Below are 24837 nucleotides of genomic sequence, written 5' to 3'. Positions count from 1 at the left end.
GCGAAGGACTTGGAGGGATCGGTTGGCGAGGTCAGCGCTTCTTTTCGGTCTTGAAGCGCTCTTCAAGCAGGCTGACGAGGCGGACCATCGGCCAGAGGAAGATGAGATAGACAAGCGCCGCGCCGATCAGCGGCGAGGGGTTGGCATAGAGCGACTGCGCGTTGGTCGCTTCCTTGAGCAGTTCCGGCAGCGCCACGGTGGAGGCGAGCGAGGTGTCCTTGAACATCGAGACGCAGTTGCTGGTCATCGGCGGGATGACGACGCGGATCGCCTGCGGCAGCACCACCTTGCGCAAGGTCAGCAGGAACGGCAGGCCAAGCGCCTGCGACGCCTCGAACTGGCCACGCGGAATGCTTTCGATGCCGGAACGGAACACTTCCGCCGAATAGGCCGACATGATGAAGGCGAAGGCAGTCACCGCCGATGCCCAGGACGACAGGCGGATGCCGAGGAAGGGCAGCGCGTAGTAGATCAGGATCAGCACGACCAGCACCGGCAGGGCGCGGAAGATGTCGGTGTAGCCGACCGCGAGCCAGCGCAGCGGCTTCGGCGCATAGAGTCGCACCAGGCTGATCACCAGGCCGATGGGGATGCCGATGCCGATGCTCAGAATGCCGAGCAGCAGCGTGTTCAGGAAGCCGCGCAGCAGCGCCGGCAGGCTGGACATGATGACATCGGGGTTGAAGAAGGTGTCGAGCAGCGACATAGGAGCGTTCCCGAACCCCAGAGCAAAGAATGCTCGCGTTAAAATCAATTGACCTCACCGACGGCGGGGTGTCTGCGGCGGAAGCCGGCGCCAGGGCGTGAAATGAATCGTGCCGGCCTGGAAAGCCGGCACGATGTCAATGCATTGCCGCTCAGGCCTTCGGCAGCGGCATTTCCTTCATGGTCGAAGAGTCGGCGGGCGCGTCGCTGCCGAACCACTTCTTGTGGATCGCGGCCAGCGTGCCGTCCTTCTTCATCGCGGTCAGCGCGTCGTTCAGCTTGTCGAGCAGCGGGTGGTCCTTGGTCAGCATCAGGCCGTATTGTTCGCCGGTCTTGATGCGTTCCTTGACGACCAGGTCCTTCATCTTGGTGAAGGAATATTCCATGCCCGGAATGTCGCTGACGGCGGCATCGACGCGTCCGGCGCTGAGGTCGAGCAGCAGGTTCTGCTGCGTATCATAACCCTTTACGTCGCTGAAGCCGTCGGCTTCCTGATGCGCCTTGACCCAGGTCTCGCCTGTCGAGCCGGACAGCACGCCGACGATCTTGCCCTTGAGGTCGGCTTCGGCCTTAATCGCGCTGTCGGTCTTGGTGGCGATGCCCATGTCTGAATCATAATAGGGCTGGGTGAACGACTGCGACTTCAGCCGCTCCGCCGTGATGGTGATCGACGAGATGGCGACATCGATGCGCTTCGACGTGGTGGCGGCGAACAGCGCCTGGAAGCCGAGATCGGCGATGTCGGTGGTCATGCCGATGCGCTTGGCCGCTTCGTTGACGATGTCGACTTCAAAGCCCTCGAAGGTGCCGCTCTCGTTCTTGTATTCGAACGGCGGATTGGTCGGGTAGGCGCCGACATTCAGCACATCGGCGGCATAGGCGGTGGCGGGGCTGGCGGCGATGCCGATTGCGGCGGCGAGAAGAAGCAATTTGCGGCGAGTGAAGCTCATCTGTGTTCCCTCTGTTGTTGATCGGGCGGGTTGCTCCCGCACGGTTTTTTGCCGCCCCGCTTCAGGCAGGGCGTCAATTCATGGCAGCGACCATGCGGTCGAGCGCGGTCGCTATCTGGTCACGTTCACGGCAGACGCACATCCGCAGGAAGGCCGTGGCGATGTTCTCGGTGTGCAGGTCGCGGATCTGGGCGCGCGCACCATCGAAGGCATAGCGCGCGCTAGACGATGACTGGGGCACTATGAACGACAAGGACTGAAACCCCTCCCACCACGATGGACTGGCAAGCAAGCCCCTCCGGCACGGCAATCGCCATCGATTTTGGAATGCTTATCCAAAGTGCCGCGGTTTTCAAGGCGAAAGTTTTAAGCTTAAAAAGTTTGACCGGATTGTTGCCCGGCCGATACGCCCTTGGCCGTGCTTGTGTCGCGCAAGTTCGGCTACGCGTCGTAGAAAGAACCTTCGGCCGCACCAGCCTCGAGAACGCCCATGCCCTTTTTCGTCCTGTCCAAATCAATATCCGCAAACCATCGCAAGGCGAAGCTATTTCATGCTTGAAATATTTTTGCGGAGCCGTAGCGTGCGATCTTCGCCGGGAGGTCGCGACATGAACAAACCACATCCCTTGCACGGCCCGAACAGGCTGAAGCTCGGCGTGTTTTCGACCAATGCCGACGGCGGCCTTGCCATCACCGATGTGCCGGAACGCTGGACGGCGAGTTGGCAGGACAATCTGGCGGCGGCGCGGATTGCCGACCGTGCCGGGCTGGAGTTCATGCTGCCGATCGCGCGCTGGCGCGGCTTCGGCGGCCGCAACAAGGTGCGCGAATGGTCGTTCGAGACCTTCACCTGGGCGGCGGCCCTTGCCATGGCCACCGATCGGATCGGCCTGTTTATGACCGTGCACGTGCCGCTGGTGCATCCGCTCTATGCCGCCAAGGCGCTGGCGACGGTCGACCATATCAGCCAGGGCCGCGCCGGCTTGAACATCGTCTGCGGCTGGAACCCGAAGGAATTCGGCATGTTCGGTACGCCCCTGGTCGAGAAGGGCTACGACCAAGCGGCCGAATGGATCGAGATCCTCGAAAAGCTTTATGCCTCGGCCGAGCCGCTCGACTATGAAGGCACCTATTATCGCCTCAAGGAAGCCGTCAGCCGGCCGGCCAGCCTGCAGGTTCCGCGCCCGGTGACGATGAACGCCGCTTTCGGCGGACCGGGCCGGGATTTCGCCGCCGCCCGATGCGACTATCTCTTCACGACCTTTTCCGAGATGAGCGATGCCGGCAAGCATGTCGCCGATATCAGCGAGCGGGCCGACAAGGCGGGCCGGGATGTCGGCGTCTACACCGTGGCGCATGTCGTCTGCCGCCCGACGATGGAAGAGGCGCAGGCCTACTATACGCGCTACGCGGTTGAGATGGCCGACCATGCTGCGGTCGATGCCCATATGGCGAGCAAGAAGGAATTCTCGCAATCGCATGACCCGCATGCGTATGACCGCTACCGACAGCGTTTCGCCGGCGGCGCCGGCACCTACCCGCTGATTGGAACGCCGGAGACGATCGCCGCCGACATGGTCGCCATTGCCGGACACGGCTATCAGGGCATTGCGCTGTCCTTCGTCAACTACACGCAGGAGCTGCCCTATTTCTGCGATCACGTGCTGCCGATATTGAGACAGGCGGGCCTGCGCGAATAGTGGTGGTGCTCAGGGATCAGCTACCCTGTGGCAGCCAGGATTTCATCGTCAGCTTCGATGATTATCGCGAACATTCGGATTTAGCCGAAGCCTTCCCGACGTCGTCATCCCAGGGTCTCCGCGACGGAGCTTCGCTCCTGCGCCGCCCGTGGATGACGAAGTGATGAGCGTTTACTCCGGGATAACGGCGGTCGCCTGAATCTCCACCTTGGCGCGGTCCTCGACCAGTGCCACTACCTGCATGGCGGCCATCGCCGGAAAGTGCCGGCCGATCACCTCGCGATAGGCCTCGCCGATCCCCCGTAGGTTGGCGAGGTATTCGGCCTTGTCGGTGAAATACCAGGTCATCGAGGTGATGTGCCGCGGCCCCGCGCCGGCTTCCGCCAGCACCGCCACGATGTTGTGAAGTGTCTGCTTCACCTGGCCGACAAAATCGTCGGTCTCGAACTGGCATTGGCCGTTCCAGCCGACCTGTCCGCCAACGAAGACGAGCCGCCCGCGTGCCGCGACGCCATTGGCGTAGCCGACGGGTTTTGCCCAGCCTTCCGGCTGCAGAATCGTGTGCATTCAAAACCTCCCGGTACCCAAAAACCAAGTCTCGAAATCGCTCGTCAATTTCCTACCGTCAGGCCGCGCCCATCACCTGCCGCGCAATCACCACTTTCTGCACGTCGGAGGCACCCTCATAGATGCGCAGCGCGCGGATCTCGCGATACAGGCTTTCGACGATATGGCCTTTGCGGACACCGTCGCCGCCATGCAGCTGCACTGCCCTGTCGATGACGCTTTGGGCGTGGTCCGTCGCGTATAGTTTCGCCATGGCCGCCTCGCGCGTCACCCGCGCGGCCCCCATGTCCTTGGTCCAGGCGGCGCGATAGACCAAAAGGGCTGCTGCATCGACGTCGAGCGCCATGTCGGCGATATGGCCCTGCACCATCTGCAGTTCGGCCATCGGGGCGCCGAACAGTTTGCGTTCGCCCACGCGCTTGATGCTTTCATCCAGCGCACGGCGGGCAAAGCCGAGTGCCGCCGCACCGACGGTCGAGCGGAACACGTCGAGCACCGACATGGCGATGCGGAAGCCGTCGCCTGGTCTGCCGATCAGCGCCGAGGCGGGCAGGCGAACCTGGTCGAAAGACAGCCGCGCCAGCGGATGCGGCGCGATCACTTCCAGCCGCTCGGCAATGCCAAGACCCTTGACGTCGCCCGGCACGAGGAAGGCGGAGAGCCCCTTGGCGCCCGGCGCCTCGCCGGTGCGGGCAAAGACGACATAGAGATCGGCGATGCCGCCATTGGAGATCCAGGTCTTTTCGCCGGAGAGAACATAGCTTTCGCCGTCACGGGTCGCCGTCATTTCCGTATTGGCGACGTCCGACCCAGAGCGCGGCTCCGACAGGGCAAAGGCTGAGATCGCCTTGCCGGCGCGTGTCTTTGCCAGCCACTGCTGCTGCTGCGGCGTGCCGAACAGGCTGAGCGCGCCGGTGCCGAGCCCTTGCATGGCAAAGGCGAAATCGGCCAGCCCGTCATGGCGGGCGAGCGTCTCGCGGGTGATGCACAAAGTGCGGACGTCGAGTGGTCCCGGATTGTCGGTGTCGAGAGCCGTAGGCCTCAGCCAGCCGTCCCGGCCAAGCTTAGTGACCAGCTCGCGGCAGGCGGCATCTACATCATGGTGATCGACCGGCAGGTTTTTTGAGCACCATGTCTCGAGACGTTCGGCCAGTTCGCGATGGCGATCCTCGAAGAACGGCCAGGAGAGGAAGGAGCGGTCAGGCATTGGTGCGCCCTCGGTTTTCGTCGCGATCCGTCGCACCCCCCTCTGCCCTGCCGGGCATCTCCCCCGCAAGGGGGGAGATTGGCAGCCTTGCCGACGGCTTCGACCTGACAATGTTGGAGATTGGCGAAAATAAAACGTGCAGCCGATCTCCCCCCTGTCGGAGGAGATGTCCGGCAGGACAGAGGGGGGTGCCTGGGCGCAAACCTACCGTCATCAATCCCCCTCGAACACCGGCTTTTCCTTGGCCACGAACGCCTTGTAGGCGCGCTCGAAATCGCGGGTCTGCATGCAGATCGCTTGCGCCTGTGCTTCCGCCTCGATCGCCTGGTCGAGGCCCATCGACCATTCCTGGTTGAGCTGCGTCTTGGTGATGCCGTGGGCGAAGGTCGGGCCGGAGACGATGCGCGCCGCCATGTCGAGCGCGTCGGCCTCGAGCGCCGCGGCATCGACCAGCCTGTTGTAGAAGCCCCAACGTTCGCCTTCCGCCGCCGTCATGGTGCGGCCGGTGTAGAGCAGTTCGGCGGCGCGGCCCTGGCCGATGATGCGCGGCAGGATCGCGCAGGCGCCCATGTCGCAGCCGGCAAGGCCGACGCGGGTGAACAGGAACGCGGTCTTGGCTTCCGGCGTGGCGATGCGGATATCGGAACTCATTGCAATGATGGCGCCGGCGCCAACCGCGACGCCATCGACCGCCGCAATGATCGGCTTGCCGCAATTCAGCATCGCCTTGACGAAATCGCCGGTCATGCGGGTGAAGGCAAGAAGCTGCTTCATGTCCATCTTGACCAGCGGGCCGATGATGTCATGGACATCGCCGCCGGAGCAGAAATTGCCGCCATTGGAGAGGAACACCACTGCGTCGACGTCGTCGGCATAGACGAGGTCGCGGAACGTGTCGCGCAACTCCGCATAGCTGTCGAAGGTCAGCGGGTTCTTGCGTTCAGGCCGGTCGAGCCGGACCTTTGCGATCCTGCCCTCGACCTCCCAGATGAAATGCTTCGGCTTGCGCCCGGCCATTTCGGTCATTCGCGTCCCTCCCAATTGCTGCGGAACGAGGTCAGCATACCGGTCAGCCGGCGCGCGTCGTCCTCGCTGACCTTGCCCAGCAATTCGCCGATCCAGCCTTCATGCGCCGCGGCGATGGTGGCAAAGGCCTGCGTGCCTTCCTCGGTCAGCCGCACCATCGACGTGCGGCGGTCGCCATTGCGCCTCGCGCGTGCCACCAGCCCTTCCGAAACCAGCCGGTCGACAATGCCCGTGACGTTGCCGTTGGAGACCAGCAGGAAGCGCGACAGGTCGCTCATCAGCATGCCTTCCGGCACCCGATAAAGGGCCGCCATCACATCGAAGCGCGGCAGCGTCGTGTTGAATTCCTTCTTCAGGCGCTCGCGCAGCTCGGCCTCGATCGTGCGCGAGGCACGCAGCAGCCTGATCCACAGACGCAAGCGGTCCTTGCCGGGTCCCGACGGCGCGGGCAGGGGGCCGGCTACCATGTTTCGCCTCCTGAGATGGAAATTGCCTGTCCGGTGATCGATTGGGCGGCGTCGCCACACAGCCACAGCACGGCGGCGGCGACCTCTCGCGGCTGGATGAAGCGGCCCTGGGGGTTGGTCGAGGCGAGGCTCGACCGCGCCTGCTCGGCCGAGCGGCCGGTCTTTTCGATGATGCGTTGGATGGACTCCTCCAGCATCTCGGTTTCCACAAAACCCGGGCACACGGCATTGACGGTGACGCCGGATTTCGCAGTCTCCGCCGCCAGCGCCCGCATCAGGCCGACGACGCCATGCTTGGCCGCGACGTAAGCCGCGACATACGGATAGCCCTTGAGTCCGGCCGTCGAGGCGATGAAAACGATGCGGCCCGCCTTGCGCGCGGCCATCCCGGCCAGCGCCGGCTTCACCGTCAGGAAGGCGCCGGTCAGATTGACGTCGAGCGTCCGCTGCCAGTCGGCAAGCGTTGTCTTGTGCGCCGGCGTGCTGCCGGCCATGCCGGCATTGGCGACGACGATGTCGAAGGGCCCTCGTGCGGCTTGCGCTGTCTCGTAAAGCGACGCCATTGCCGCCTCATCGGTGACATCGGCGGCAGTGCCGAAAATGCGGTCGCTTTCGCCGGCCACCTTGGCGAGTTCCGCCTCGCGCCGGCCACAGATGGTGACGTCGATGCCGGCATCCGCCAGCGCTAGCGCGATGGCCCGGCCAAGGCCGGAGCCGCCGCCAGTGACCAGCGCATGCTTGCCCGCGATCATGTGCCAATCCTCGAAACTTGGCGCCAAGTACCTCGACCCCTAACCCTCCCCACAAGGGGGAGAGAGAAGGCAGCACCTATCGATCGCAAACTTATGCGGTTTCCGCTGGGTCGAACGCAACATAGTCCCCCTCCCCCTTGTGGGGAGGGGCTAGGGGTGGGGGTACAGCGTCGACGTAGCAAGCGAAAAGCACTCATACTTTTAGCCCCGCGGCAGCATCACGCTCGGCCAGCCGGTAGAGCTGGTCGCGTCCGGGCAGATAGGGATCCGGCCATTTGACGCCACGGTCGCCGAGCGTAACCGCGGCATGCAGCGTCCAATAGGGATCGGCGAGATGCGGCCGTGCCAGCGCCACCAGATCGGCGCGGCCGGCCATCAGGATCGAGTTGACGTGGTCCGGCTCGTAGATGTTGCCGACCGCCATCGTCGCCATGCCGACCTCGTTGCGGATACGGTCGGAAAACGGCGTCTGGAACATGCGGCCATAAACCGGCTTTGCCAATGCGGAGGTCTGACCGGCCGAGACGTCGCAGATGTCGACGCCTGCCTCATGCAGCAGCCGCGCGATCTCGACCGCGTCGGCGGGCGTCACGCCTTCGATGCCAAGCCAGTCGTTGGCGGAGATGCGCATCGAGATCGGTTTTTCCGCCGGCCAGGCGGCGCGTACCGCACGGAAGATTTCCAGGGGATAGCGCATGCGGTTTTCCAGCGAACCACCGTATTTATCCGTGCGCCGGTTGGTGACCGGCGTTATGAAGGACGACAGGAGATAGCCGTGCGCGGCGTGGATTTCTAGCATGTCGAAGCCGCAGCGATTGGCCATCTCGGCCGAAGCCACGAATTCGTCGCGCACGCGGTCCATGTCGGCGCGGTCCATCGCCTTCGGCACCTGATTCTGCGGCGACCACGCCACGGCCGATGCCGCGATCACCGGCCAGTTTCCGGAGGTCAACGGCACGTCGGTGCCCTCCCAGCCGAGCCGAGTCGAACCCTTGGCGCCGGAATGGCCGATCTGGGCGCAGATCTTGGCTTCGGTCTCGATGTGGACGAAATCGACCAGCCGCTTCCACGCCACCTCATGTTCGGGCGCATAGAAGCCGGGACAGCCGGGCGTGATGCGCCCTTCCGGGCTGACGCAGGTCATCTCGATATAGATGAGGCCAGCACCGCCCTTGGCCCGCTCGGCGTAGTGGGTGAAATGCCAGTCGGTCGGGCAGCCGTCGACAGCCTTGTACTGCGCCATCGGCGAGACGACGACGCGGTTTTGCAGCTTCAGATCGCGCAGCTTGAAAGGCGCGAACATCGGCGCGCGGCGCATGCCGCCGGCGCCCGCCTGGCGCTGGAACCATTCTTCCGCGCCCCCCAGCCATTCGGCATCGCGCAGCCGCAAATTCTCGTGGCTGATGCGCTGCGAGCGGGTCAAAAGCGAATAGTTGAACTGCACCGGATCGAGGCCGAGATAGCGCTCGACCTCCTCGAACCATTCGAGCGAATTGCGCGCCGCCGATTGCAGCTTCAGCACCTCGGTGCGGCGGGCATCCTCGTATTTGCGGAAGGCGGCGTCGAGGTCGGGTTCGGTTTCGACATATTCGGCCAGCGCCACGGCGCTCTCCAGCGCCAGCTTGGTGCCGGAGCCGATCGAGAAGTGCGCTGACGCCGCCGCATCGCCCATCAGTGCGAGATTCTTGTAGGACCAGCGCTCGCACAGCACGCGTGGGAAATTGATCCAGGCCGAGCCCCTGATATGGTTGGCGTTGGTCATCAGCGCGTGGCCGCCGAGATGCTTCGCAAAGATACGCTCGCAGGTGGCGATCGATTCCTGCTGCGACATCGCACCGAAGCCGAAGGCAGCCCAGGTCTGTTCGCTGCACTCGACGATGAACGTCGCGGTGTCGCTGTCGAATTGGTAGGCGTGCGCCCACACCCAGCCATGCTCGGTCTTTTCGAAGATGAAGGTGAAGGCGTCGTCGAATTTCTGTTGCGTGCCCAGCCAGACGAACTTGCATTTGCGGGTGTCGATGTCGGGCTTGAAGATGTCGACGAAGCTGTTGCGCGCCCTGGAATTCAACCCGTCGGCGGCGACCACCAGATCATGCGTTTCCATGTAAGGTCGGGGATCGGCAATGTCGGTCTCGAACATGAGCTTGACGCCGAGTTCTCGCGCTCGGCGCTGCAACAGGATGAGCAGCCGCTTGCGGCCGATCCCGCAAAAGCCATGTCCGGTCGAAACCGTGCGTACGCCGTCATGGATGACGGCGATGTCATCCCAATAGGCGAAATGCTTCTTGATCCAGACGGCGCTGACCGGATCATTCTTCGACAAATTGTCGAGCGTCTCGGCCGACAGCACGACGCCCCAGCCGAACGTGTCGTCGGCGCGGTTGCGCTCGAACACCGTCACCTCGTGCGCGGCGTCCCTGAGTTTCATCGAAATGGCAAAGTAAAGGCCGGCTGGTCCACCGCCGAGAACCGCAACCTTCATGTCTGCGATCTCCTCTTCGCTTGCTGGTTTCAGTATCGCGCTGGCGGCAAATTATTTCAAGCTTAAAGTTTCATATCGAAATGATTCAACGTCGCATTTGTGTGGCGTGCTTGCGGAACATCCCCAAGCACGCGGTCCCATCATTTTTCCGGGTTCTTTGGGCTCCATAAAACTGTCTCGGCATTCTGCTCGTACGCCATGCCCGTGGGATAGCTGATCGCTTCCAGCTGTAGCCCCCACGGCGCCTGGAAGTAGAGGATGGTCTGGCCGGAGGCCGGACCTTCCTTGACCGGCAATGGTCCCATGCGCGTCTTCACGCCCTTGGCGTCGAGATAGGCTTTGGCGGCGGCGACATCGTCGACATAGAAGGCGATGTGGAAGCCGCCTATGTCGCTGTTCTTCGGCGTCAGGTCCTTCTGGTCGGGCGCTGTGTATTTGAACAGCTCGATGTTCGATCCATAGCCGCAACGCACCATGGTGACCTGCTCGATCACCGCTTTGGGATCGACACCCAGAAGATCCTGCATGAAAGTGCCCTTGTCGTCGGCGAACGGGCCGAACGACATCGCCTTCTTGCAGCCGACCACCCCGGTGAAGAAGTCGACCGCCTGCTTCATGTCAGGAACCGTGATGCCGGTGTGATCATGCCCGCGCATGCCGGGGATCGAGCTGGCGGCGGCCATGCCGGCGCTGCCGAGGACAAAGGCCGCGAGTGTTGTGTTTCGAAGTATCGTCTTCATGTCAGTCCTCTCCATTGGCGGGACCAAGTCATTGCGGTCGCACGTCCAAAGCCCGCTTTCCGGCGTGCGTTTGCATTCATGTCGAGGCTCTGGCGGCAGAAGGAATGTCCAGCCAACCCGGATCGATCTCGGGCAGGGGAATGGCCGCGATGAGGTCGCGCGTGTAGGCCTGCCGAGGATTGTCGAACAAGGCGTCGGTGGCGCTGGCTTCGACGATCACGCCTTCGCGCATGACGATCACTTGCTGGCACAACCGCCGAATGACCGACAGATCGTGGCTGATGAAAGCGACGGTCAGGCCCATCTCGGCGGCAAGCTTTTCCAGCAGCGTCAGGATCTGCGCCTGTGTCGACACGTCGAGGCCGGAGACGATCTCGTCGGCCAGTACGAATTTCGGTGACAGCGCCAACGCGCGCGCGATGCCGACGCGCTGGCGCTGGCCGCCCGACAGTTCGTGGCGGTAGCGGCTGGCGAAGCTCTGCGGCAGGCCGACACGCTGCAGCGCTTCTGCGACTCGCGCCTTCAGATTATCGCCAAGCCCATTCAGCTTCAAAGGCGCGGCGATGATGCTGGCAATGGTGCGGCGCGGGTTGAGCGACGACATCGGATCCTGGAAGATCATCTGCATATCGCGGCGCAGCGGCCTGAGCTCCGCCTCAGGCAGATGGGTGATATCGCGGCCGTCGAAGCTGATGCTGCCGGCGCTGGGCTCCAGCAGGCGCACCAGCGCGCGGCCGAGTGTCGATTTTCCCGATCCGGATTCGCCGACGATGCCGGTCACCGATCCCCGGGGCAGATCGAAATCGAGGCCTTTTAGGATCTCGGCCAAGGGCGCGCGGCCGATCAGTGGCTTACGCGTCATGTCGGGCAGGGCGACCTTCAGCCCGCGCACGGAAAACAGCGGCTCAACCATGCGGCCGCCTCCAGGCCTGGTCGGCGGCCGTGATCTCCGTGGCCAGTCCGGCCAGTACCGCCTCGTCCACTGGCTTCAGCGAAGCGAACGGGTCGGTGTAGCGCGGCGTGGCGGCCATCAGCGCTCGCGTATAGGGGTGCTGCGGGGCGGCGAAGAGGGCAGCCGTTTCGGCCTCCTCGACCACCTTGCCGGCATAGAGCACCGACACTTTCTGGCTGATCTTGGCGACGACGCCGAGATCATGGGTGACGAACAGGATCGCCGTGCCGTGCTCGCGCTGCAACTGCGCTATCAGGCGCAGGATCTGTTTCTGCACGGTGACGTCGAGCGCCGTGGTCGGCTCGTCGGCAACGATGAGCCGCGGCTCGGCGGCGAAGGCGGCGGCGATCAGCACGCGCTGGCGCATGCCGCCGGAAAGCTCGTGCGGATAGCTTTTCAGCACGCGGTCGGGGTCGCGGATCTGCACCTCGTCCAGCAGTTGGCGAATGCGGGTATCGGCCCTCTCGCCACTCCAGCCGAGAATGCGCACCAACCGGTCGGTCATCTGCGAGCCGATACGCCGCGACGGATTGAGCGCGGTCAGCGGGTCCTGCGGGATCAGCGCCGTGCGCGCACCGATCAGCGTGCGCCGCGCCTTGGGCTGGAGCTTGCCGAGATCTTCGCCCTCGAGCAGCATGTCGCCTTCGACAATGCGCACGCTCGACGGCAGCACGCCGAGCACCGCCTTGCCGATCATCGTCTTGCCGGCGCCGCTCTCGCCGACCAGCGCACGGACCTCGCCGGGCTGGACGGAAAGCGACACCGAGCGCAGCACGCGCTGGCCGTTCGACAGCACGGCGCTCAGATCCCTGATCTCGAGACAGGCGCTCATCGCAGCACCGGGTCGAAGCGCGTCTTCAGCGCCTCGCCGAACTGGCTGAAAGACAGCACCGTCAGGATCAGCGTGACCAGCGGGAACACCAGCACCCACCACGCCTGATGGATCGACAGCCGGCCCTCGGCGATGATGCCGCCCCAGGTCGGGTCGTCGGTCGAGATCGACAGATTGACGAAGGACAGGATCGCCTCGACGATGACGGCGATGCCCATTTCCAGCGACAGCAGCGCGACGATCGACGGCACCACATTGGGCAGCACTTCGCGCAGCATGATGCCGATGCGGCCATAGCCGGCGATGCGGGCATTCTCGACATAGTCCATGCGCGACTGGCCCATGGTTTCGGCACGGATCACCCGGCAGAAACGCGTCCAGTCGATGATGGCGATGGCGAGGATGACCGAGCTCAGGCCGGTGCCGAGCACGGCCACCAGAAGGATGGCGAACAGCACCGGCGGAAACGCCATCCAGACATCGACGATGCGCGAGATGATGCGGTCTGCCCAGCCGCCGAAATAACCCGCGATCAGCCCAAGCGTCGAGCCGACCAGGCACGCCGCGATGGCGGCGGCAAAAGCGGCGATGAAGGCGATGCGGCCGCCGAAGATCAGGCGGGAGAACAGGTCGCGGCCGAGGCTGTCGGTGCCGAGCCAATAGCCGGGCTCGGCGCCATCAATCCAGAACGGCGGCAACCGCTCCAGCATCAGATCCTGCGCCAGCGGATCCTGCGGCGCCACCAGCGGCGCGAAGATCGCGGCCAGCAGCGCCAGCAGCAGCCAGCCGCCGGCAAGCCACAAGCGCGGCGACACGCTACGCCTTCGAGTACGGCCCTCATCCATGGCGCAGCCTCGGATTGAGCAGCGCGTACATCATATCGACGGTGAGGTTGATCAGCACGAACAGCAGCGCGAAGACCAGCACGATGCCCTGGATCAGCGGCAGGTCGCGGTTGATGACGGCGTCGATCGCCATATTGCCGAGGCCTTCATACGAAAACAGCCGTTCGACGATGACCGTGCCGCCGATGAGGAAAGTGAACTGCACGCCGACCAGCGTCAGCGTTGGCAAGGCGGCGTTCTTCAGCGCCTCGCGCAGGATGACCTGCGTTTCCGAAAACCCCTTCACCCGCGCCAGCACGACATAATCGAGGTCGAGCACCTCCTTCAGCGACTGTTTCAGCAGTTGCGAGATGATCGCCGCCAGCGGTAGCGCCAAAGCCACGGCCGGCATCAGCATGTGCTTCAAGAGATCCCAGGTGAGGTCGAGGCGCAGGCGCAATAGGCTCTCGAACAGATAGAACTGGGTGACGAACGGCAGGTCGAGTTGCGGCGATACCCGGCCGGAAATGTCGAAGATCGGCACCAGCACGCCGAACAGCAGGATCAGCACCAGGCCCCACAGGAAATCGGGAATGGAGAGTGCCGCGCCGCTGGCGATGTCGATGCCTGCCTCGACCGCCGTGCCGCGTTCGCGGGCGCCGATGATCGCCGTCGTGCCGCCGAGTGCCACAGCCATCACAAGCGCGACGATGGCGAGCTCCAGCGTCGCCGGCAGCCGGTTGAAGACGAGACCCAGAACATCCTGCCTGAGCGAGATCGAGGTGCCGAAATCGCCCCTGACGACGCCGGACAGCCAGATGAAGAACTGCTGCACGATGGTCTTGTCGAGCCCGTAAAGCGCACGCAGCCGGGCAATGTCGGCATCCGTGGCGCCGGGCGGCAGCATCATGGCGATCGGATCGCCGGGAGCGACGCGGATCACGACAAAGACGACGACGGCCACGCCGAACAGCGTGATCAGCATCGTCAGAAGACGGATCATGAATCTTTGCAGAAGCATTCTGGCGTAGGCCTAATGCGTTTCAGTGACTGATGGAACGAACAGTCCCCTCATCCGGCCGTCGACGGCTGAGTAAGTCTCTTCTCCCCAGCGGGGAGAAGGTGGCCCGAAGGGCCGGATGAGGGGACCTGCGCAAGTTGGGCGAAGGCACGCCGTCTCGTGACAGCGTGCCATTTCGCCTGTCTCAGGCCGGGGTCATCAAGGCCGGCAGCAGCGCGCCGGACACATGCTGGACGACATTGACGCCCTTGGCATGCACGATCGGCTGCGCATACTGCATAAGCGGCAGCACATAGGCCTGCTCGGCGATGTATTTGTCGACAGCCTTCCAGCCGGCGATGCGCTTGGCCTCGTCCTTTTCGCCCCACAGCGGGTTGATCATGTCGATCAGGTCCTGGCTGTCCCACACCGAATGCGGGCTTGGGCCGTACATGGCAAAGCCGGTCGAGGTGGTCGGATCGCCGATGGCGTTGCCCCAGTTGTAGAAGGCGGCCGGAGCCAGCTTGTCGGCGGCGCGCAGCTCGTAGTGCTTGGCGATCTCGTAGACCTCGATCGTCGCCTCGATGCCGACCTTGCGCCACATGCCGACGATCGCCTGGATCATCTCATAGTCCTTGGGCTTGAAGCCCTTGGTCGTCTGGATGGTGAACTTGACCGGCTTTTCCGGCGAATAGCCGGAGGCAGCGAGCAGTTCCTTGGCCTTCTCGGGATTGTGCTCGACCTTGATCGACGCATCGTAGGCCGCGTATTCCGGCGTCTCCAGCGTGTCGATCGGCTGGCCATAGCCGCGCAGCAGGCGGTCGACCAGCAGCTTCTTGTCGATCGACATGACGGCTGCCTGGCGGACGTTCTTGTCCAGCATCGCCTCGATGTCGTTGAAGAAGATCATGCCGATATCGGACACGTTCTTGCACGAGCCGGCAAGCCCGTCCTTGGCGATCAGCCGGTCATATTCCTCATAGGGAATTTCGAGCGTCACCTGCGAGGAGCCGGACTCGATCTCGGCGACGCGGCTCGCCGCGTCAGTGACGAACTTGATCGTCACGTTCGCGAAGGCGGGCTTGCCGCCCCAATAGTTCGGGTTGGCCTTCAGCCGCAGGAAGGCGTTGCGCTCGAATTTTTCGACCATGTAGGGGCCAGTGCCGATCGGCGCCTTCTCGAAGCCTTCGGCGCCCACCTTCTCGTAATAGGCCTTCGGCATGATGTAGCCGGTCAAAAACGACATCCATTTGAAATACACCGGGTCGAACTGCACGACGTCGCCGGTGATCTTGTTGCCGTCGATCTTGAAGTTGTTGACGTTCTTCCAGACGAACTGGATCGGGTTGCCGGTCTTCTCGTCACCCGCCCGCTGCAACGACCAGACCACGTCTTCCGCCGTGAAAGGCGAGCCGTCGTGCCATGTCACGCCTTCGCGCACCGTCATCATGATCTTTGTGCGGTCTTCGTTCCAGCCCCATTCGGTGAGCAGGCCCGGCGCGAAGGACAGGTCGGGCTTTTGCGGGATGAACTGGTCGAACACCGACTGGTAGAGTCCCTGGATCGTCGGGTTGACCGCCGAAGGTCCGGTGGTCGGATCCCAGGACGGCAGGTTGACGTTGTAGGCGATGGTCAGTTCGCCTGCGGCCGCCTTGGCGATCCGCGGCAGACCGACAGCGGCTACCCCGAGTGCCGCGGCACTGTATCCCAGCAATTCACGTCTGTTGATTGTCATGGTCGTTCCCCTTGTTGGTTTATTGTCCTTGCGCGGCATCGTCAGTTCATTGTTCAGGCTCTTGGGCAGCAGCGCCTTGCCCTTTTTCGCCTGTGTGAATCTTCGGCTCTACCTCCCGCCAAGCTGTTGCGCGAGCATGTATCCGGAAGCCGCGCCGGTGCCGGCACCTGGCCATGTCGCGGCACCCGTGAGATGGAGATTGCCGATCGGCGTGTTCCAGCCGGCGTAGCCGCGCGCCGGGCGAAACAAAAAATTCTGTGCCAGATGATGGCTGCCGCAGACCTGGTCGCCGCCGACGAGGTTCGGGTTCTCGCGCTCGAGATCGATGGGGGAGAAGACGGCGCGGCCGAGGATCTTGTTTCGCAAGCCGGGCGCGTAGGCCTCGATGATGTCGAGGACACGCTCGGCGTAGACCTCCTTGACCTTGTCCCAATGCGCGGGCGCGATCTTGCCGGCGGCATCGCCTGTGATTTCGGCGGGCAGCATGCGCACCTGCACCCACAGCACATGCTTGCCTTCAGGCGCCCGCGACGGGTCGATCGCTGTCGGCTGGCCGACGACCAGCACCGGCTCGTCCGGCAGCATCCCCGCCATCGCCTGCTGGTAGGTGCGCGACATGGCATCGAGCGACGGCGACAGATGCACATAGGCGAACTGCCGCAACTCGGCTCCGGCGCGCCAGTCGGGCAGGTCGTCGAGCGCCAGGTGGATCATCATCGTGCCCGGCGCATGGCGGAATTTCCGCATCGCCGTGTCGAAGCCGGCGTCACCCGAACCGTCGGGCAGCAGCTTGCCGGTCAGTGCCTTGGGCGCGACGCCGGCGATGACCGCCCTGGTGGCGGTATGCGTCTCACCGGAAGCAAGCCTCACACCGGTTGCCTTGCGGGCGGAAATAGTGATCTCGGCCACCTCGGCGCCAGTGACGATCTTGCCGCCGGCGGACGTCACCATGCCCGACAATGCGCGGATGATGGTGTCGGCGCCGCCCTTGCCCAGCACCATGCCAAAGCTCTGGTTGGCCATCGATTCCAGATAGGGGAAGACGGCACCCCCGGCGATGTCGGGGGCGAAGTCGAGATGCATGCCCCAGGTGGCGAGCGTCGCCCTGATATGGGGCGACTCGAAAGTCTCCTCCAGCCACGCGCGTGGCGAAGACAACAGCAGCCGTCCCGTATCGAGCGCCCCCGACATGCCCTTCTTGCGCCACAGGTTCCATGCCGTGCCGGCCAGCGCGCGGGCGCTCATCGGCGCACCGAGCAACCTGAACAGATGCTCGGCTTCCGCCGGAAAGGCGGCAACCAGTCCGCGCCATGTCGCGGCATCGGCAGCGGAGAAGGCGGCCATGCGCGCCGTGGTCTTTTCCAGATCGTTGCTGACGCCGAACCAGCGTCCGTCCGGAAAGGCGCTGGCGAAACAATCGGCGACCGGCGCGAACTCCAGCCCCTGCGCTTTCAATTCATTTGCATATTTCCGGTGGAAGGCCGAGCCGGCGAACAGGCTTAGATTCATCGCGCCGAAATCGTGGCGGAAGCCGGGAAGGGTGAATTCGCGCGTCTGGACGGCGCCGCCGATTGTTGCGCTGCGTTCGAAAATCCCGGTTTTCCAGCCTTTGAGCGCCAGATGCGCGGCGCATGCCAGACTGTTGTGGCCCGCCCCGACAAAGATGGCGTCGAATTCGCTCACGCCCCGGTCCCATTTTCCTTTATGCTTAAAGATAATTGCAGATGCATATGTTTTCGTCTAGTAGGATATTAAGGGCCGAGACGAGCCTTGATCATCAGATGAAAGAGGGAACAGAGAACGATGGACACCCAAAAACTCCTCGGCGAAGTCGCCGGCCAGCTTCTTTCAGGCGCCATCAAGGTGGTCGACCTGACGGCGCCGCTCGGACCGGATACGCCGTTGATCAAGCTGCCGCCGGAACTCGCCGTCGACACGCCCAAGGTCGAGATCCACTCGATCTCCCGCTATGACAAGAACGGCCCGTGGTGGGCATGGAACTGGCTGAAGCTTGGCGAGCATTCGGGCACGCATTTCGATGCGCCGCAGCATTGGATCAGTGGCAAGGATTATGCCGACGGCGCCACCGACACCATTCCGGCCCAGAATTTCGTCGGCCCGGTCAATGTCATCGACTGTTCGAAGGAAGCCGCCGCCGACCCTGATTTCCTGCTCACCGTCGACCACATCAAGGCGTGGGAAGCCAGGCATGGCGCCATCAATGCCGGCGAATGGGTGGTGATGCGCACCGATTGGTACAAGCGCAACGGTTCCGAAGCCGAGTTCCTCAACGCCGACGAGACCGGCCCGCATACGCCCGGCCCGACAGCCGAAGCCATCCAGTTCCTGATCAGCAAGGACATCAAGGGCTGGGGCTCAGAGACGATCGGCACGGATGCCGGCAAGGCCGGCGGCATGGAGCCGCCATTCCCGGCGCACACGCTGATGCACAAGGCCAACCGCTACGGCCTCGCCAGCCTCTGCAATCTCGACCAGCTGCCGCCGAAGGGCGCCATCCTGATCGCCGCGCCGCTCAAGATCGAACACGGCACCGGCAGCCCGATCCGCGCGCTGGCGCTGGTGTCGAAGCAATAGGGCGAGGTGGGGTCTTCGGGAGAAGATCATGCGCAAAGGCGAAACTGGGTTGATGATGTGGCAACCGTGCAGTGGTGGCGCTCCACGGCGCGAAGGAATGCAACGCCGCGCGTTTAAACCTCGCTTCCCGCCCACGGGGAGCAATCGTTAATGAAGGCCCCCGATCACATCATCGTCGGCAGCGGCATCAACGCGCTGGTCTGCGCGGCGATGCTTGGCGGCAAGGGTGCCAAGGTGCTCGTGCTGGAGCGCAATGACCGCATTGGCGGCTGCATGCGCACCGAGGAGATCACCGCGCCCGGCTTCATCCATGATGTGATGGCAACGACCTTCGTGCTGTTCATCACCTCGCCGGCCTTTGCGGCACTCGGCGCCGACCTTGCGCGGCACGGGCTGGAATTCTGCCATACCGGCACGCCGACCGGCGTGCTGCGGCCTGACGGCAGCCATGCCGTTCTCACCACCGACCGCGCCGCCAATGTCGCCGCGTTCAACGCGATCGCGGCGGGCGATGGCGACCGGCACGCGGAGGATGTCGGCAACATCGAGCGCAATGCCGGCCTGTTGTTCGGCCTGCTCGGCGGCAGCCTGTGGTCTTATCCCATGGCGAAGCTGCTGGCCGGTGATGCCTGGCGGCGTGGCCCTCGCGGCCTTGCCGCCTTTCTCGGCGAGGCACTTGTGCCGGCGCGGAACTGGCTGGAAAGCACCTATCGGTCCGAGACCATCCGGGCTTTGTGGGCACCCTGGGTGCTGCATGCCGGGCTTGGTCCCGAAGATGCGTTCTCTGGCCAGATCGCCAGGGTGATCGCCTTCGCGCTGGAGGCGGCGGGCGCGCCAATCGTCAAGGGGGGCGCGCGGAACCTGCTTTCAGCCTTCGAGGCACTCATCACCGAGCGCGGCGGCGTCATCTCCACCGAAGCGGACGTTGCTTCCATCATCCTGACCGGGGGCCGCGCCACCGGCGTGCGGCTGGCTTCGGGCGAAACGGTCCATGCGAAGAAGAGCGTCGTCTGCTCGGTCACGCCGACGCAGCTCTATGGCCGGCTGCTCGGCGCGGATGCTCCCCAGGCCGATGTCGAGGCGACGCAGAAATATCGCTACGGCAAAGGCAATTTCCAGATCCACTACGCCTTGGACAAACCGCCCGCCTGGCGCGGCGAAGGCCTCGACAAGGTGGCGTTGCTGCACCTGACGCCGGGACTGGATGGCGTGTCGAAGGCCTGCAACGAGGCGGCGCGCGGCATGCTGCCGGAAGTGCCGACCATCTGTGTCGGCCAGCCGCACGCGCTCGACCCGTCACGCTGTCCGCCGGGCAAGGCTATCCTGTGGCTGCAACTGCCCGAGGCCCCTCGCCACATCAAGGGCGATGCCGCCGGCAAGCTGCCGGCACCCGCCGATGGGCAGTGGACTGACGCGCTGCGCGAGGCCTATGCCGATCGCGCGGAAGCCATCCTCGCCAGTCATATCGAAGGTTTCAAGGACAGCGTCATCGCCCGCCGCGCCTATTCGCCGTCCGACCTCGAAGCGATGAACATCAATCTGGTCGGCGGCGATCCCTATGGCGGTTCGTCTGCTATCGACCAGTCATTCCTGTGGCGGCCGTTCAAGACCAGCCGCAACCATCAGACCGGCATCAAGGGTCTTTACCATATCGGCGCCTCGACCCATCCGGGCGCCGGCCTTGGCGGCGGCTCCGGCTTTCTCCTGGCGGGGAGGCTGTGATGGAAGAGAAGGTTGCCGAAAAGCGCCAGCGCATTTCAACCTTGGGGCAGATCGGCCTGCAGCAATTCGCCCCCTATCTGATGAACCGCATCATGGGCCGCTACAACGCCACCTTGCGCGACGATTTCCGCAAGCAGGGGCTGACCATCCCGCAGGTGCGCACGCTCGCCGTACTGTCGGTGACCGACGGCATCACCGTCAACGACCTCTCGGTCTATACCGTCATCGAGCAGTCGACCTTGAGCCGGACGCTCGACTCGCTTGAGAGCCAAGGTCTTGTGCGGCGTGAGCAGGGCGTCACCGACAGCCGCATCCGCCATGTGTTCCTGACCGATGAGGGCCGCGCTGAGTTCACGCGCGCCTGGCCGGCCATGCATGACGCGTTCGAGGCAATGTTCGACGACGTCGACGATGCCGAATACGCGGCGCTGATCGCGACGCTGCAGAAGATGCTGAAGAACATTCGCAAGCACGACATCTAGACCTACGCGCCGCCAGCCCTGGGCGGTAACGGAAGGAAGAGAAAATGGCCGAACGGTCTTTTGCCAAGGAAGTCGAGAAGCTTCGGCTCGGTGCCGGTGAGGAATTTGCCGGCGAAGGCATCCTCGCCATCACCAAGGCGCTGCTGCAATGCGGCGTCGGCTATGTCGGCGGCTACCAGGGCGCGCCGATCAGCCACCTGATGGACGTGCTGGCCGACGCACAGGACATTCTGGGCGAGCTCGGCGTGCATTTCGAGGCGAGTGCCTCGGAAGCCACCGCCACCGCCATGCTGGCCGCCTCGGTGCATTACCCGATCCGTGGTGCGGTGACTTTTAAGTCGACGGTCGGCACCAATGTCGCCTCCGACGCGCTCGCCAATCTCGCCTCCGGCGGCGTCACCGGCGGCGCGCTGATCATCGTCGGCGAGGATTATGGCGAGGGCTCCTCGATCATGCAGGAGCGCAGCCATGCCTTCGCCATGAAGAGCCAGGTCTGGCTGCTCGACCCGCGCCCGAACCTGCCGTCGATCGTAAAGGCGGTGGAGGACGGCTTCGAGCTGTCCGAGATTTCCAACACACCGGTCATGCTGCAGGTCCGAATCCGCTGCTGCCATGTCCATGGTCATTTCATCGCCAAGGACAACAAGCGCCCGCCGATGACAGTCGCCGATGCACTCGACGCCCCACGCCGCGACACCGGCCGCATCGTGCTGCCACCCGCTTCCTTCCTGCATGAGAAGGAAAAGGTGCAGAAGCGCTGGCCGGAGGCGGTCGATTTCATCCGCAAGAACAAGATCAACGAGTTCTTCGGCTCGGATCATGGTTCGGTCGGCATCGTGATGCAGGGCGGCATGTATAATTCGGTCATCCGCGCGTTGCAGCGCCTCGGCCTTGCCGACACCTATGGCGACACCGACGTGCCGCTTTACGTGCTCAACGCCGTCTATCCGCTGATCGATGACGAGTTCCTGTCGTTCTGCGAGGGCAAGCAGTCGGTGCTCGTCGTCGAGGAAGGCCAGCCCAATTACATCGAACAGGCCTTCGCTTCGATGCTGCACAAGGCCGGGCGCGGCACCAGGCTGGTCGGCAAGGAGCATCTGCCGATGGCCGGAGAATACACCGGCCAGGTCATGCTCGACGGCATCGGCGCCTTCCTGCGCGCCGAGGCGCCGCATCTTTTGCCGGGCGAAGTGCGCGCCCCCAACAAGGTCGGCGACGGCGTCGATACAGCTGACCTGATCAATGTCGTTCCAGGACGACCGCCCGGTTTCTGCATCGGCTGCCCGGAGCGGCCGATCTTTGCCGCGACAAAACTGGTCGAGCAGGAGCTCGGCAAGCACCACATCGCCTCCGACATCGGCTGCCATCTGTTCTCGATCATGCCGCCTTTCGAGCTCGGCGCCACCACCATGGGCTACGGACTGGGGCCAGCTTCCGCCTCGGCGTTCAATTCGCCCGACGCCAAGCGCCGTTCGATTTCCTTCATCGGCGATGGCGGCTTCTGGCACAACGGCCTGACCTCCTCGATCGGCAATGCGGTGTTCAACAAGAATGACGGCGTCATCGTCATCGTCGACAATTTCTATTCGGCCGCCACCGGCGGGCAGGACATCCTCTCATCCCGCGCCGGCAACAAGACCAAGTCGACGAAGCATCCGATCACCGAGGCGGTGAAAGGCATGGGCGTCAAATGGCTGCGCCATGTCGACCGCACCTATGACGTGACCAAGATGCAGGAAACGCTGCGTGAGGCGCTGACGACGGAGGAGAAGGGGCCGAAGGTCATCGTCGCCTCGTCCGAATGCATGCTCAACCGCCAGCGCCGCGAAAAGCCGCTGGTCGACAAGGCAATCAAGGGCGGCGTACGCGTGATAAAACCGAAGTTCGGCGTCGACGAGGATATCTGCACCGGCGATCATGCCTGCATGCGGCTGTCGGGTTGTCCGTCGCTGTCGGTCAAGTCGCTCGACGATCCGCTGCGCGACGATCCGGTGGCGCATATCGACCAGAGCTGCGTCGGCTGCGGCAATTGCGGCGAGGTTGCCGACGCGGCGGTGCTGTGCCCGTCCTTCTATCGCGCCGACGTCGTGCACAATCCGAGCCGCTGGGACCGCGTCCTCGAAGCTGTGCGCCGCGCCACCATCGGCCTGTTGCAGCGCCGCCGCGAAAGCCGGCGCCTGACCTTCGCCGATGCTTGACGCTGTCCCGCCATTTCGCGCCCGGCCCGGCGCCCAGGATGACGAGCACGTCATCAAGCTTGCCGTGCTGGCGGTCGGCGGCCAGGGCGGCGGCGTGCTGGCCGACTGGATCACCGATGTCGCGGAGCGCAACGGCTACGTCGCGCAATCGACCTCGGTCGCCGGCGTCGCCCAACGCACCGGCGCCACCATCTACTATGTCGAGATGGCCCGCGACACCGGCCGGCTGCCGGTCTTCGCGCTGTCGCCCTCGCAAGGCGACGTCGACATCCTGATCGCGGCGGAACTGATGGAAGCCGGCCGCGCCATCATCCGCGGCTTCGTCACGCCCGAGCGAACCACGCTGATCGCCTCGTCGCACCGCATCGCCGCGGTGTCGGAAAAGATCGAGCCGGGCGACGGCCGCGCCTCGTCTTCCAAGGTGCATGCGACGGCGGAAGCCGCATCGAAGCGCTTCATCGCTTTCGACATGGAAAAGATCGCCGCCGACAATGGCTCGATGATCTCGGCCAGCCTGCTTGGCGCGCTGGCGGGGTCCGACGCGCTGCCTTTCACCCGCGAGAGCTACGAACAGGCGATCGGTGCCGGCGGCCGCGGCGTCAAGGCGAGCCTCGCCGCCTTCGGTGCTGCGTTTGATCGCGCGCGTGGCACGGCGGCACCAGCGCCTAAGCAGGCAGAGCCGGCGATTGTCGAATCTGCCCTCGGCGCCGGACAGGTGAGTGGCCCGCAAAACCTGCTGCAAGGCTGGCAGGCCTTGGCCGCCCGCATCGATCTGTTGCCGGTGGCAGTACGGGACCTGGCGCTCCGGGGCTTGCGAAAGGTCGTCGACTATCAGGACATCGCCTACGGGCGTGAGTATCTCGACCGGCTGGACAAGGCGGTCGCGCTGGATGGGCCGGATCGCGGATATGGCTTGTCCATCGCCGCGGCAAAGCATCTGGCCAACGCCCTGTGCTATGACGACATGATCCGCGTCGCCGACCTGAAGACACGCTCGACGCGCGACAGGCGCGTGCGCCGCGAGGTCGGCGTCAAGGACGGCTCGATCCTGCAGGTAACCGAATATTTCCATCCACGCATCGAGGAGTTCTGCGGCACGCTGCCGGCGGGTCTGGGTAGCTACATCGAAAGCCGGCCGAAGCTCGCCGCCTTTCTCGACCGTCGCATCAATCATGGCCGCCGCATCCGCACCGACAGTTTTGCCGGCTTTGCGGCACTCTGGTTCATCGGCGGCCTGCGCCGCTGGCGCCGCAGCCTGCTGCGCCACAAGGTCGAGATTGCCCATCTCGATCGCTGGTACGCGCTGGCTCTCGACCATGTGCCCCGGGATTACGCGCTGGCCGCCGAGATCCTCAATTGCCGCCGGCTGATCAAGGGCTACAGCGATACCCATGTCCGCGCCCAGTCGAAATTCGACCGCGTGCTGTCGGCGCTCGATCTGGTCAAGGGACGCGCGGATGCCGCCGACTGGATCCGCCGCCTGCGCGAAATGGCGCTGAAGGACGAGAAGGGCGACATGCTCGACGGCGCGCTGAAGACGGTGGCGACGCTGGGCGACAGCCCTGCATCATGAAGTTTCGGCCGCCGCTGGAGAGGGAGATGCCTGTTTGCGCGGGGCACGGCGACTGTGCTCGAACATGGACAGCGACGGCATGCCATTGACGTGATTGCACCGTTCAGCCGGCAGGAAGTTAATTGTTCCCCGGGGAAATGCCGAAAGACATGAAGCGCGGATCGCGCTGGATTGCCGCATCAAATCAATTTCTGCGCCCAAGGAATTCAGCAGGATGGGCGGTACCGAAAAATCTCTTTCAAGTAAAATGCCTGACAAGAACCCTTTATTATTGAAAATTGATCCGAGTCAAAGCGGAAGCACCCCCCATCGAGTTTAATTGAAGACC

23 protein-coding genes are annotated in these 24837 nt (G+C 64.0%); 7 read left to right on the top strand and 16 right to left on the bottom strand.

The annotated features are described in order from the left end of the window. Positions 1-31: 31 nt before the first annotated feature. From NKH02_RS02345 to NKH02_RS02335, 3 genes are all read right to left on the bottom strand, one after another. Positions 32-706, bottom strand: coding sequence for an amino acid ABC transporter permease (locus tag NKH02_RS02345; RefSeq protein WP_126067529.1), 675 nt, complete (start codon positions 704-706; stop codon positions 32-34). A 151-nt stretch (positions 707-857) separates the two neighbouring features. Beyond that, positions 858-1655, bottom strand: a complete 798-nt coding sequence (locus NKH02_RS02340) for an ABC transporter substrate-binding protein (protein WP_352876024.1) — start codon at positions 1653-1655, stop codon at positions 858-860. Positions 1656-1728: 73 nt separating this feature from the next. Next, positions 1729-1908 (bottom strand): hypothetical protein, encoded by a 180-nt coding sequence (locus NKH02_RS02335; protein WP_352872046.1) that lies wholly within the window; start codon positions 1906-1908, stop codon positions 1729-1731. A 23-nt stretch (positions 1909-1931) separates the two neighbouring features. On the opposite strand from NKH02_RS02335, the gene NKH02_RS02330 reads away from it, so the two are divergent. Together NKH02_RS02330 and NKH02_RS02325 are read left to right on the top strand one after the other, a co-directional pair. After that, the gene (locus NKH02_RS02330; protein ID WP_352876021.1) at positions 1932-2267 is read left to right on the top strand and encodes a hypothetical protein; all 336 of its coding nucleotides are present in this window, start codon (positions 1932-1934) and stop codon (positions 2265-2267) included. Then, positions 2264-3355 (top strand): LLM class flavin-dependent oxidoreductase, encoded by a 1092-nt coding sequence (locus tag NKH02_RS02325; protein WP_352876019.1) that lies wholly within the window; start codon positions 2264-2266, stop codon positions 3353-3355. Before NKH02_RS02330 ends, NKH02_RS02325 begins: the two co-directional genes overlap by 4 nt. A 171-nt stretch (positions 3356-3526) precedes the next feature. Here the strand turns inward: NKH02_RS02325 and NKH02_RS02320 are convergent, their stop codons facing one another. From NKH02_RS02320 to NKH02_RS02260, 13 genes are all read right to left on the bottom strand, one after another. Next, positions 3527-3922: a RidA family protein gene (locus tag NKH02_RS02320; RefSeq protein ID WP_352876017.1), complete on the bottom strand. Its 396-nt coding sequence runs from the start codon at positions 3920-3922 to the stop codon at positions 3527-3529. Positions 3923-3980: 58 nt separating this feature from the next. Then, positions 3981-5129: an acyl-CoA dehydrogenase family protein gene (locus NKH02_RS02315; RefSeq protein ID WP_352876015.1), complete on the bottom strand. Its 1149-nt coding sequence runs from the start codon at positions 5127-5129 to the stop codon at positions 3981-3983. Between the two features lie 213 nt (positions 5130-5342). Further along, the gene (locus tag NKH02_RS02310) at positions 5343-6155 is read right to left on the bottom strand and encodes an enoyl-CoA hydratase family protein (protein ID WP_352872051.1); all 813 of its coding nucleotides are present in this window, start codon (positions 6153-6155) and stop codon (positions 5343-5345) included. Further along, on the bottom strand, positions 6152-6622 hold the full coding sequence (locus tag NKH02_RS02305) for a MarR family winged helix-turn-helix transcriptional regulator (protein WP_352661046.1): 471 nt from the start codon (positions 6620-6622) through the stop codon (positions 6152-6154). The genes NKH02_RS02310 and NKH02_RS02305 overlap by 4 nt, the downstream gene beginning before the upstream one ends. Next, a complete protein-coding gene (locus tag NKH02_RS02300) occupies positions 6616-7374 on the bottom strand; it encodes an SDR family NAD(P)-dependent oxidoreductase (protein WP_352876012.1) in 759 nt (252 codons plus the stop codon). The genes NKH02_RS02305 and NKH02_RS02300 overlap by 7 nt, the downstream gene beginning before the upstream one ends. A gap of 193 nt (positions 7375-7567) precedes the next feature. Further along, positions 7568-9856: a bifunctional salicylyl-CoA 5-hydroxylase/oxidoreductase gene (locus tag NKH02_RS02295; protein ID WP_352876009.1), complete on the bottom strand. Its 2289-nt coding sequence runs from the start codon at positions 9854-9856 to the stop codon at positions 7568-7570. Positions 9857-9996: 140 nt separating this feature from the next. Next, positions 9997-10596, bottom strand: a complete 600-nt coding sequence (locus NKH02_RS02290) for a VOC family protein (RefSeq protein WP_352876006.1) — start codon at positions 10594-10596, stop codon at positions 9997-9999. Between the two features lie 76 nt (positions 10597-10672). After that, the gene (locus NKH02_RS02285) at positions 10673-11509 is read right to left on the bottom strand and encodes an ATP-binding cassette domain-containing protein (protein ID WP_352876005.1); all 837 of its coding nucleotides are present in this window, start codon (positions 11507-11509) and stop codon (positions 10673-10675) included. After that, a complete protein-coding gene (locus NKH02_RS02280) occupies positions 11502-12380 on the bottom strand; it encodes an ABC transporter ATP-binding protein (protein WP_352876002.1) in 879 nt (292 codons plus the stop codon). Before NKH02_RS02280 ends, NKH02_RS02285 begins: the two co-directional genes overlap by 8 nt. Beyond that, positions 12377-13225, bottom strand: a complete 849-nt coding sequence (locus tag NKH02_RS02275; RefSeq protein WP_352876000.1) for an ABC transporter permease — start codon at positions 13223-13225, stop codon at positions 12377-12379. The genes NKH02_RS02280 and NKH02_RS02275 overlap by 4 nt, the downstream gene beginning before the upstream one ends. Next, positions 13218-14225 carry an ABC transporter permease gene (locus tag NKH02_RS02270; RefSeq protein ID WP_352875997.1) on the bottom strand — a complete coding sequence of 336 codons (1008 nt, stop codon included), beginning with the start codon at positions 14223-14225 and terminating at the stop codon, positions 13218-13220. Before NKH02_RS02270 ends, NKH02_RS02275 begins: the two co-directional genes overlap by 8 nt. A 184-nt stretch (positions 14226-14409) precedes the next feature. Next, on the bottom strand, positions 14410-15939 hold the full coding sequence (locus tag NKH02_RS02265) for an ABC transporter substrate-binding protein (RefSeq protein ID WP_352875994.1): 1530 nt from the start codon (positions 15937-15939) through the stop codon (positions 14410-14412). Between the two features lie 108 nt (positions 15940-16047). Beyond that, positions 16048-17622: a phytoene desaturase family protein gene (locus NKH02_RS02260; protein WP_352875991.1), complete on the bottom strand. Its 1575-nt coding sequence runs from the start codon at positions 17620-17622 to the stop codon at positions 16048-16050. A 120-nt stretch (positions 17623-17742) separates the two neighbouring features. Between NKH02_RS02260 and NKH02_RS02255 the strand changes: the two genes are divergently transcribed. The 5 genes from NKH02_RS02255 (at position 17743) to NKH02_RS02235 (ending at position 24509) form a co-directional block, all read left to right on the top strand. Continuing rightward, entirely contained in the window at positions 17743-18534 is a 792-nt protein-coding gene (locus NKH02_RS02255) for a cyclase family protein (protein WP_352875988.1), read from the top strand. A 150-nt stretch (positions 18535-18684) separates the two neighbouring features. Beyond that, a complete protein-coding gene (locus NKH02_RS02250; RefSeq protein WP_352875985.1) occupies positions 18685-20256 on the top strand; it encodes a phytoene desaturase family protein in 1572 nt (523 codons plus the stop codon). Then, positions 20256-20738: a MarR family winged helix-turn-helix transcriptional regulator gene (locus NKH02_RS02245; RefSeq protein WP_352875983.1), complete on the top strand. Its 483-nt coding sequence runs from the start codon at positions 20256-20258 to the stop codon at positions 20736-20738. The genes NKH02_RS02250 and NKH02_RS02245 overlap by 1 nt, the downstream gene beginning before the upstream one ends. A 44-nt stretch (positions 20739-20782) precedes the next feature. Further along, on the top strand, positions 20783-22936 hold the full coding sequence (locus NKH02_RS02240) for a thiamine pyrophosphate-dependent enzyme (RefSeq protein WP_352875980.1): 2154 nt from the start codon (positions 20783-20785) through the stop codon (positions 22934-22936). Beyond that, entirely contained in the window at positions 22929-24509 is a 1581-nt protein-coding gene (locus tag NKH02_RS02235) for an indolepyruvate oxidoreductase subunit beta family protein (protein ID WP_352875977.1), read from the top strand. The genes NKH02_RS02240 and NKH02_RS02235 overlap by 8 nt, the downstream gene beginning before the upstream one ends. Positions 24510-24837: the final 328 nt, after the last annotated feature.

Source organism: Mesorhizobium sp. M1396, from assembly GCF_040317725.1.
Taxonomy (GTDB): Bacteria; Pseudomonadota; Alphaproteobacteria; order Rhizobiales; family Rhizobiaceae; genus Mesorhizobium.
This window is presented reverse-complemented; position numbering and strand designations above follow the sequence as displayed.

Excerpts from the sequence above, each read along its gene's own strand:
- NKH02_RS02345 (WP_126067529.1), bottom strand. The coding sequence starts at position 706 with ATGTCGCTGCTCGACACCTTCTTCAACCCCGATGTCATCATGTCCAGC.
- NKH02_RS02340 (WP_352876024.1), bottom strand. The coding sequence starts at position 1,655 with ATGAGCTTCACTCGCCGCAAATTGCTTCTTCTCGCCGCCGCAATCGGC.
- NKH02_RS02330 (WP_352876021.1), top strand. The coding sequence starts at position 1,932 with ATGGACTGGCAAGCAAGCCCCTCCGGCACGGCAATCGCCATCGATTTT.
- NKH02_RS02325 (WP_352876019.1), top strand. The coding sequence starts at position 2,264 with ATGAACAAACCACATCCCTTGCACGGCCCGAACAGGCTGAAGCTCGGC.
- NKH02_RS02320 (WP_352876017.1), bottom strand. The coding sequence starts at position 3,922 with ATGCACACGATTCTGCAGCCGGAAGGCTGGGCAAAACCCGTCGGCTAC.
- NKH02_RS02315 (WP_352876015.1), bottom strand. The coding sequence starts at position 5,129 with ATGCCTGACCGCTCCTTCCTCTCCTGGCCGTTCTTCGAGGATCGCCAT.
- NKH02_RS02310 (WP_352872051.1), bottom strand. The coding sequence starts at position 6,155 with ATGACCGAAATGGCCGGGCGCAAGCCGAAGCATTTCATCTGGGAGGTC.
- NKH02_RS02305 (WP_352661046.1), bottom strand. The coding sequence starts at position 6,622 with ATGGTAGCCGGCCCCCTGCCCGCGCCGTCGGGACCCGGCAAGGACCGC.
- NKH02_RS02300 (WP_352876012.1), bottom strand. The coding sequence starts at position 7,374 with ATGATCGCGGGCAAGCATGCGCTGGTCACTGGCGGCGGCTCCGGCCTT.
- NKH02_RS02295 (WP_352876009.1), bottom strand. The coding sequence starts at position 9,856 with ATGAAGGTTGCGGTTCTCGGCGGTGGACCAGCCGGCCTTTACTTTGCC.
- NKH02_RS02290 (WP_352876006.1), bottom strand. The coding sequence starts at position 10,596 with ATGAAGACGATACTTCGAAACACAACACTCGCGGCCTTTGTCCTCGGC.
- NKH02_RS02285 (WP_352876005.1), bottom strand. The coding sequence starts at position 11,509 with ATGGTTGAGCCGCTGTTTTCCGTGCGCGGGCTGAAGGTCGCCCTGCCC.
- NKH02_RS02280 (WP_352876002.1), bottom strand. The coding sequence starts at position 12,380 with ATGAGCGCCTGTCTCGAGATCAGGGATCTGAGCGCCGTGCTGTCGAAC.
- NKH02_RS02275 (WP_352876000.1), bottom strand. The coding sequence starts at position 13,225 with ATGGATGAGGGCCGTACTCGAAGGCGTAGCGTGTCGCCGCGCTTGTGG.
- NKH02_RS02270 (WP_352875997.1), bottom strand. The coding sequence starts at position 14,225 with ATGCTTCTGCAAAGATTCATGATCCGTCTTCTGACGATGCTGATCACG.
- NKH02_RS02265 (WP_352875994.1), bottom strand. The coding sequence starts at position 15,939 with ATGACAATCAACAGACGTGAATTGCTGGGATACAGTGCCGCGGCACTC.
- NKH02_RS02255 (WP_352875988.1), top strand. The coding sequence starts at position 17,743 with ATGGACACCCAAAAACTCCTCGGCGAAGTCGCCGGCCAGCTTCTTTCA.
- NKH02_RS02250 (WP_352875985.1), top strand. The coding sequence starts at position 18,685 with ATGAAGGCCCCCGATCACATCATCGTCGGCAGCGGCATCAACGCGCTG.
- NKH02_RS02245 (WP_352875983.1), top strand. The coding sequence starts at position 20,256 with ATGGAAGAGAAGGTTGCCGAAAAGCGCCAGCGCATTTCAACCTTGGGG.
- NKH02_RS02240 (WP_352875980.1), top strand. The coding sequence starts at position 20,783 with ATGGCCGAACGGTCTTTTGCCAAGGAAGTCGAGAAGCTTCGGCTCGGT.
- NKH02_RS02235 (WP_352875977.1), top strand. The coding sequence starts at position 22,929 with ATGCTTGACGCTGTCCCGCCATTTCGCGCCCGGCCCGGCGCCCAGGAT.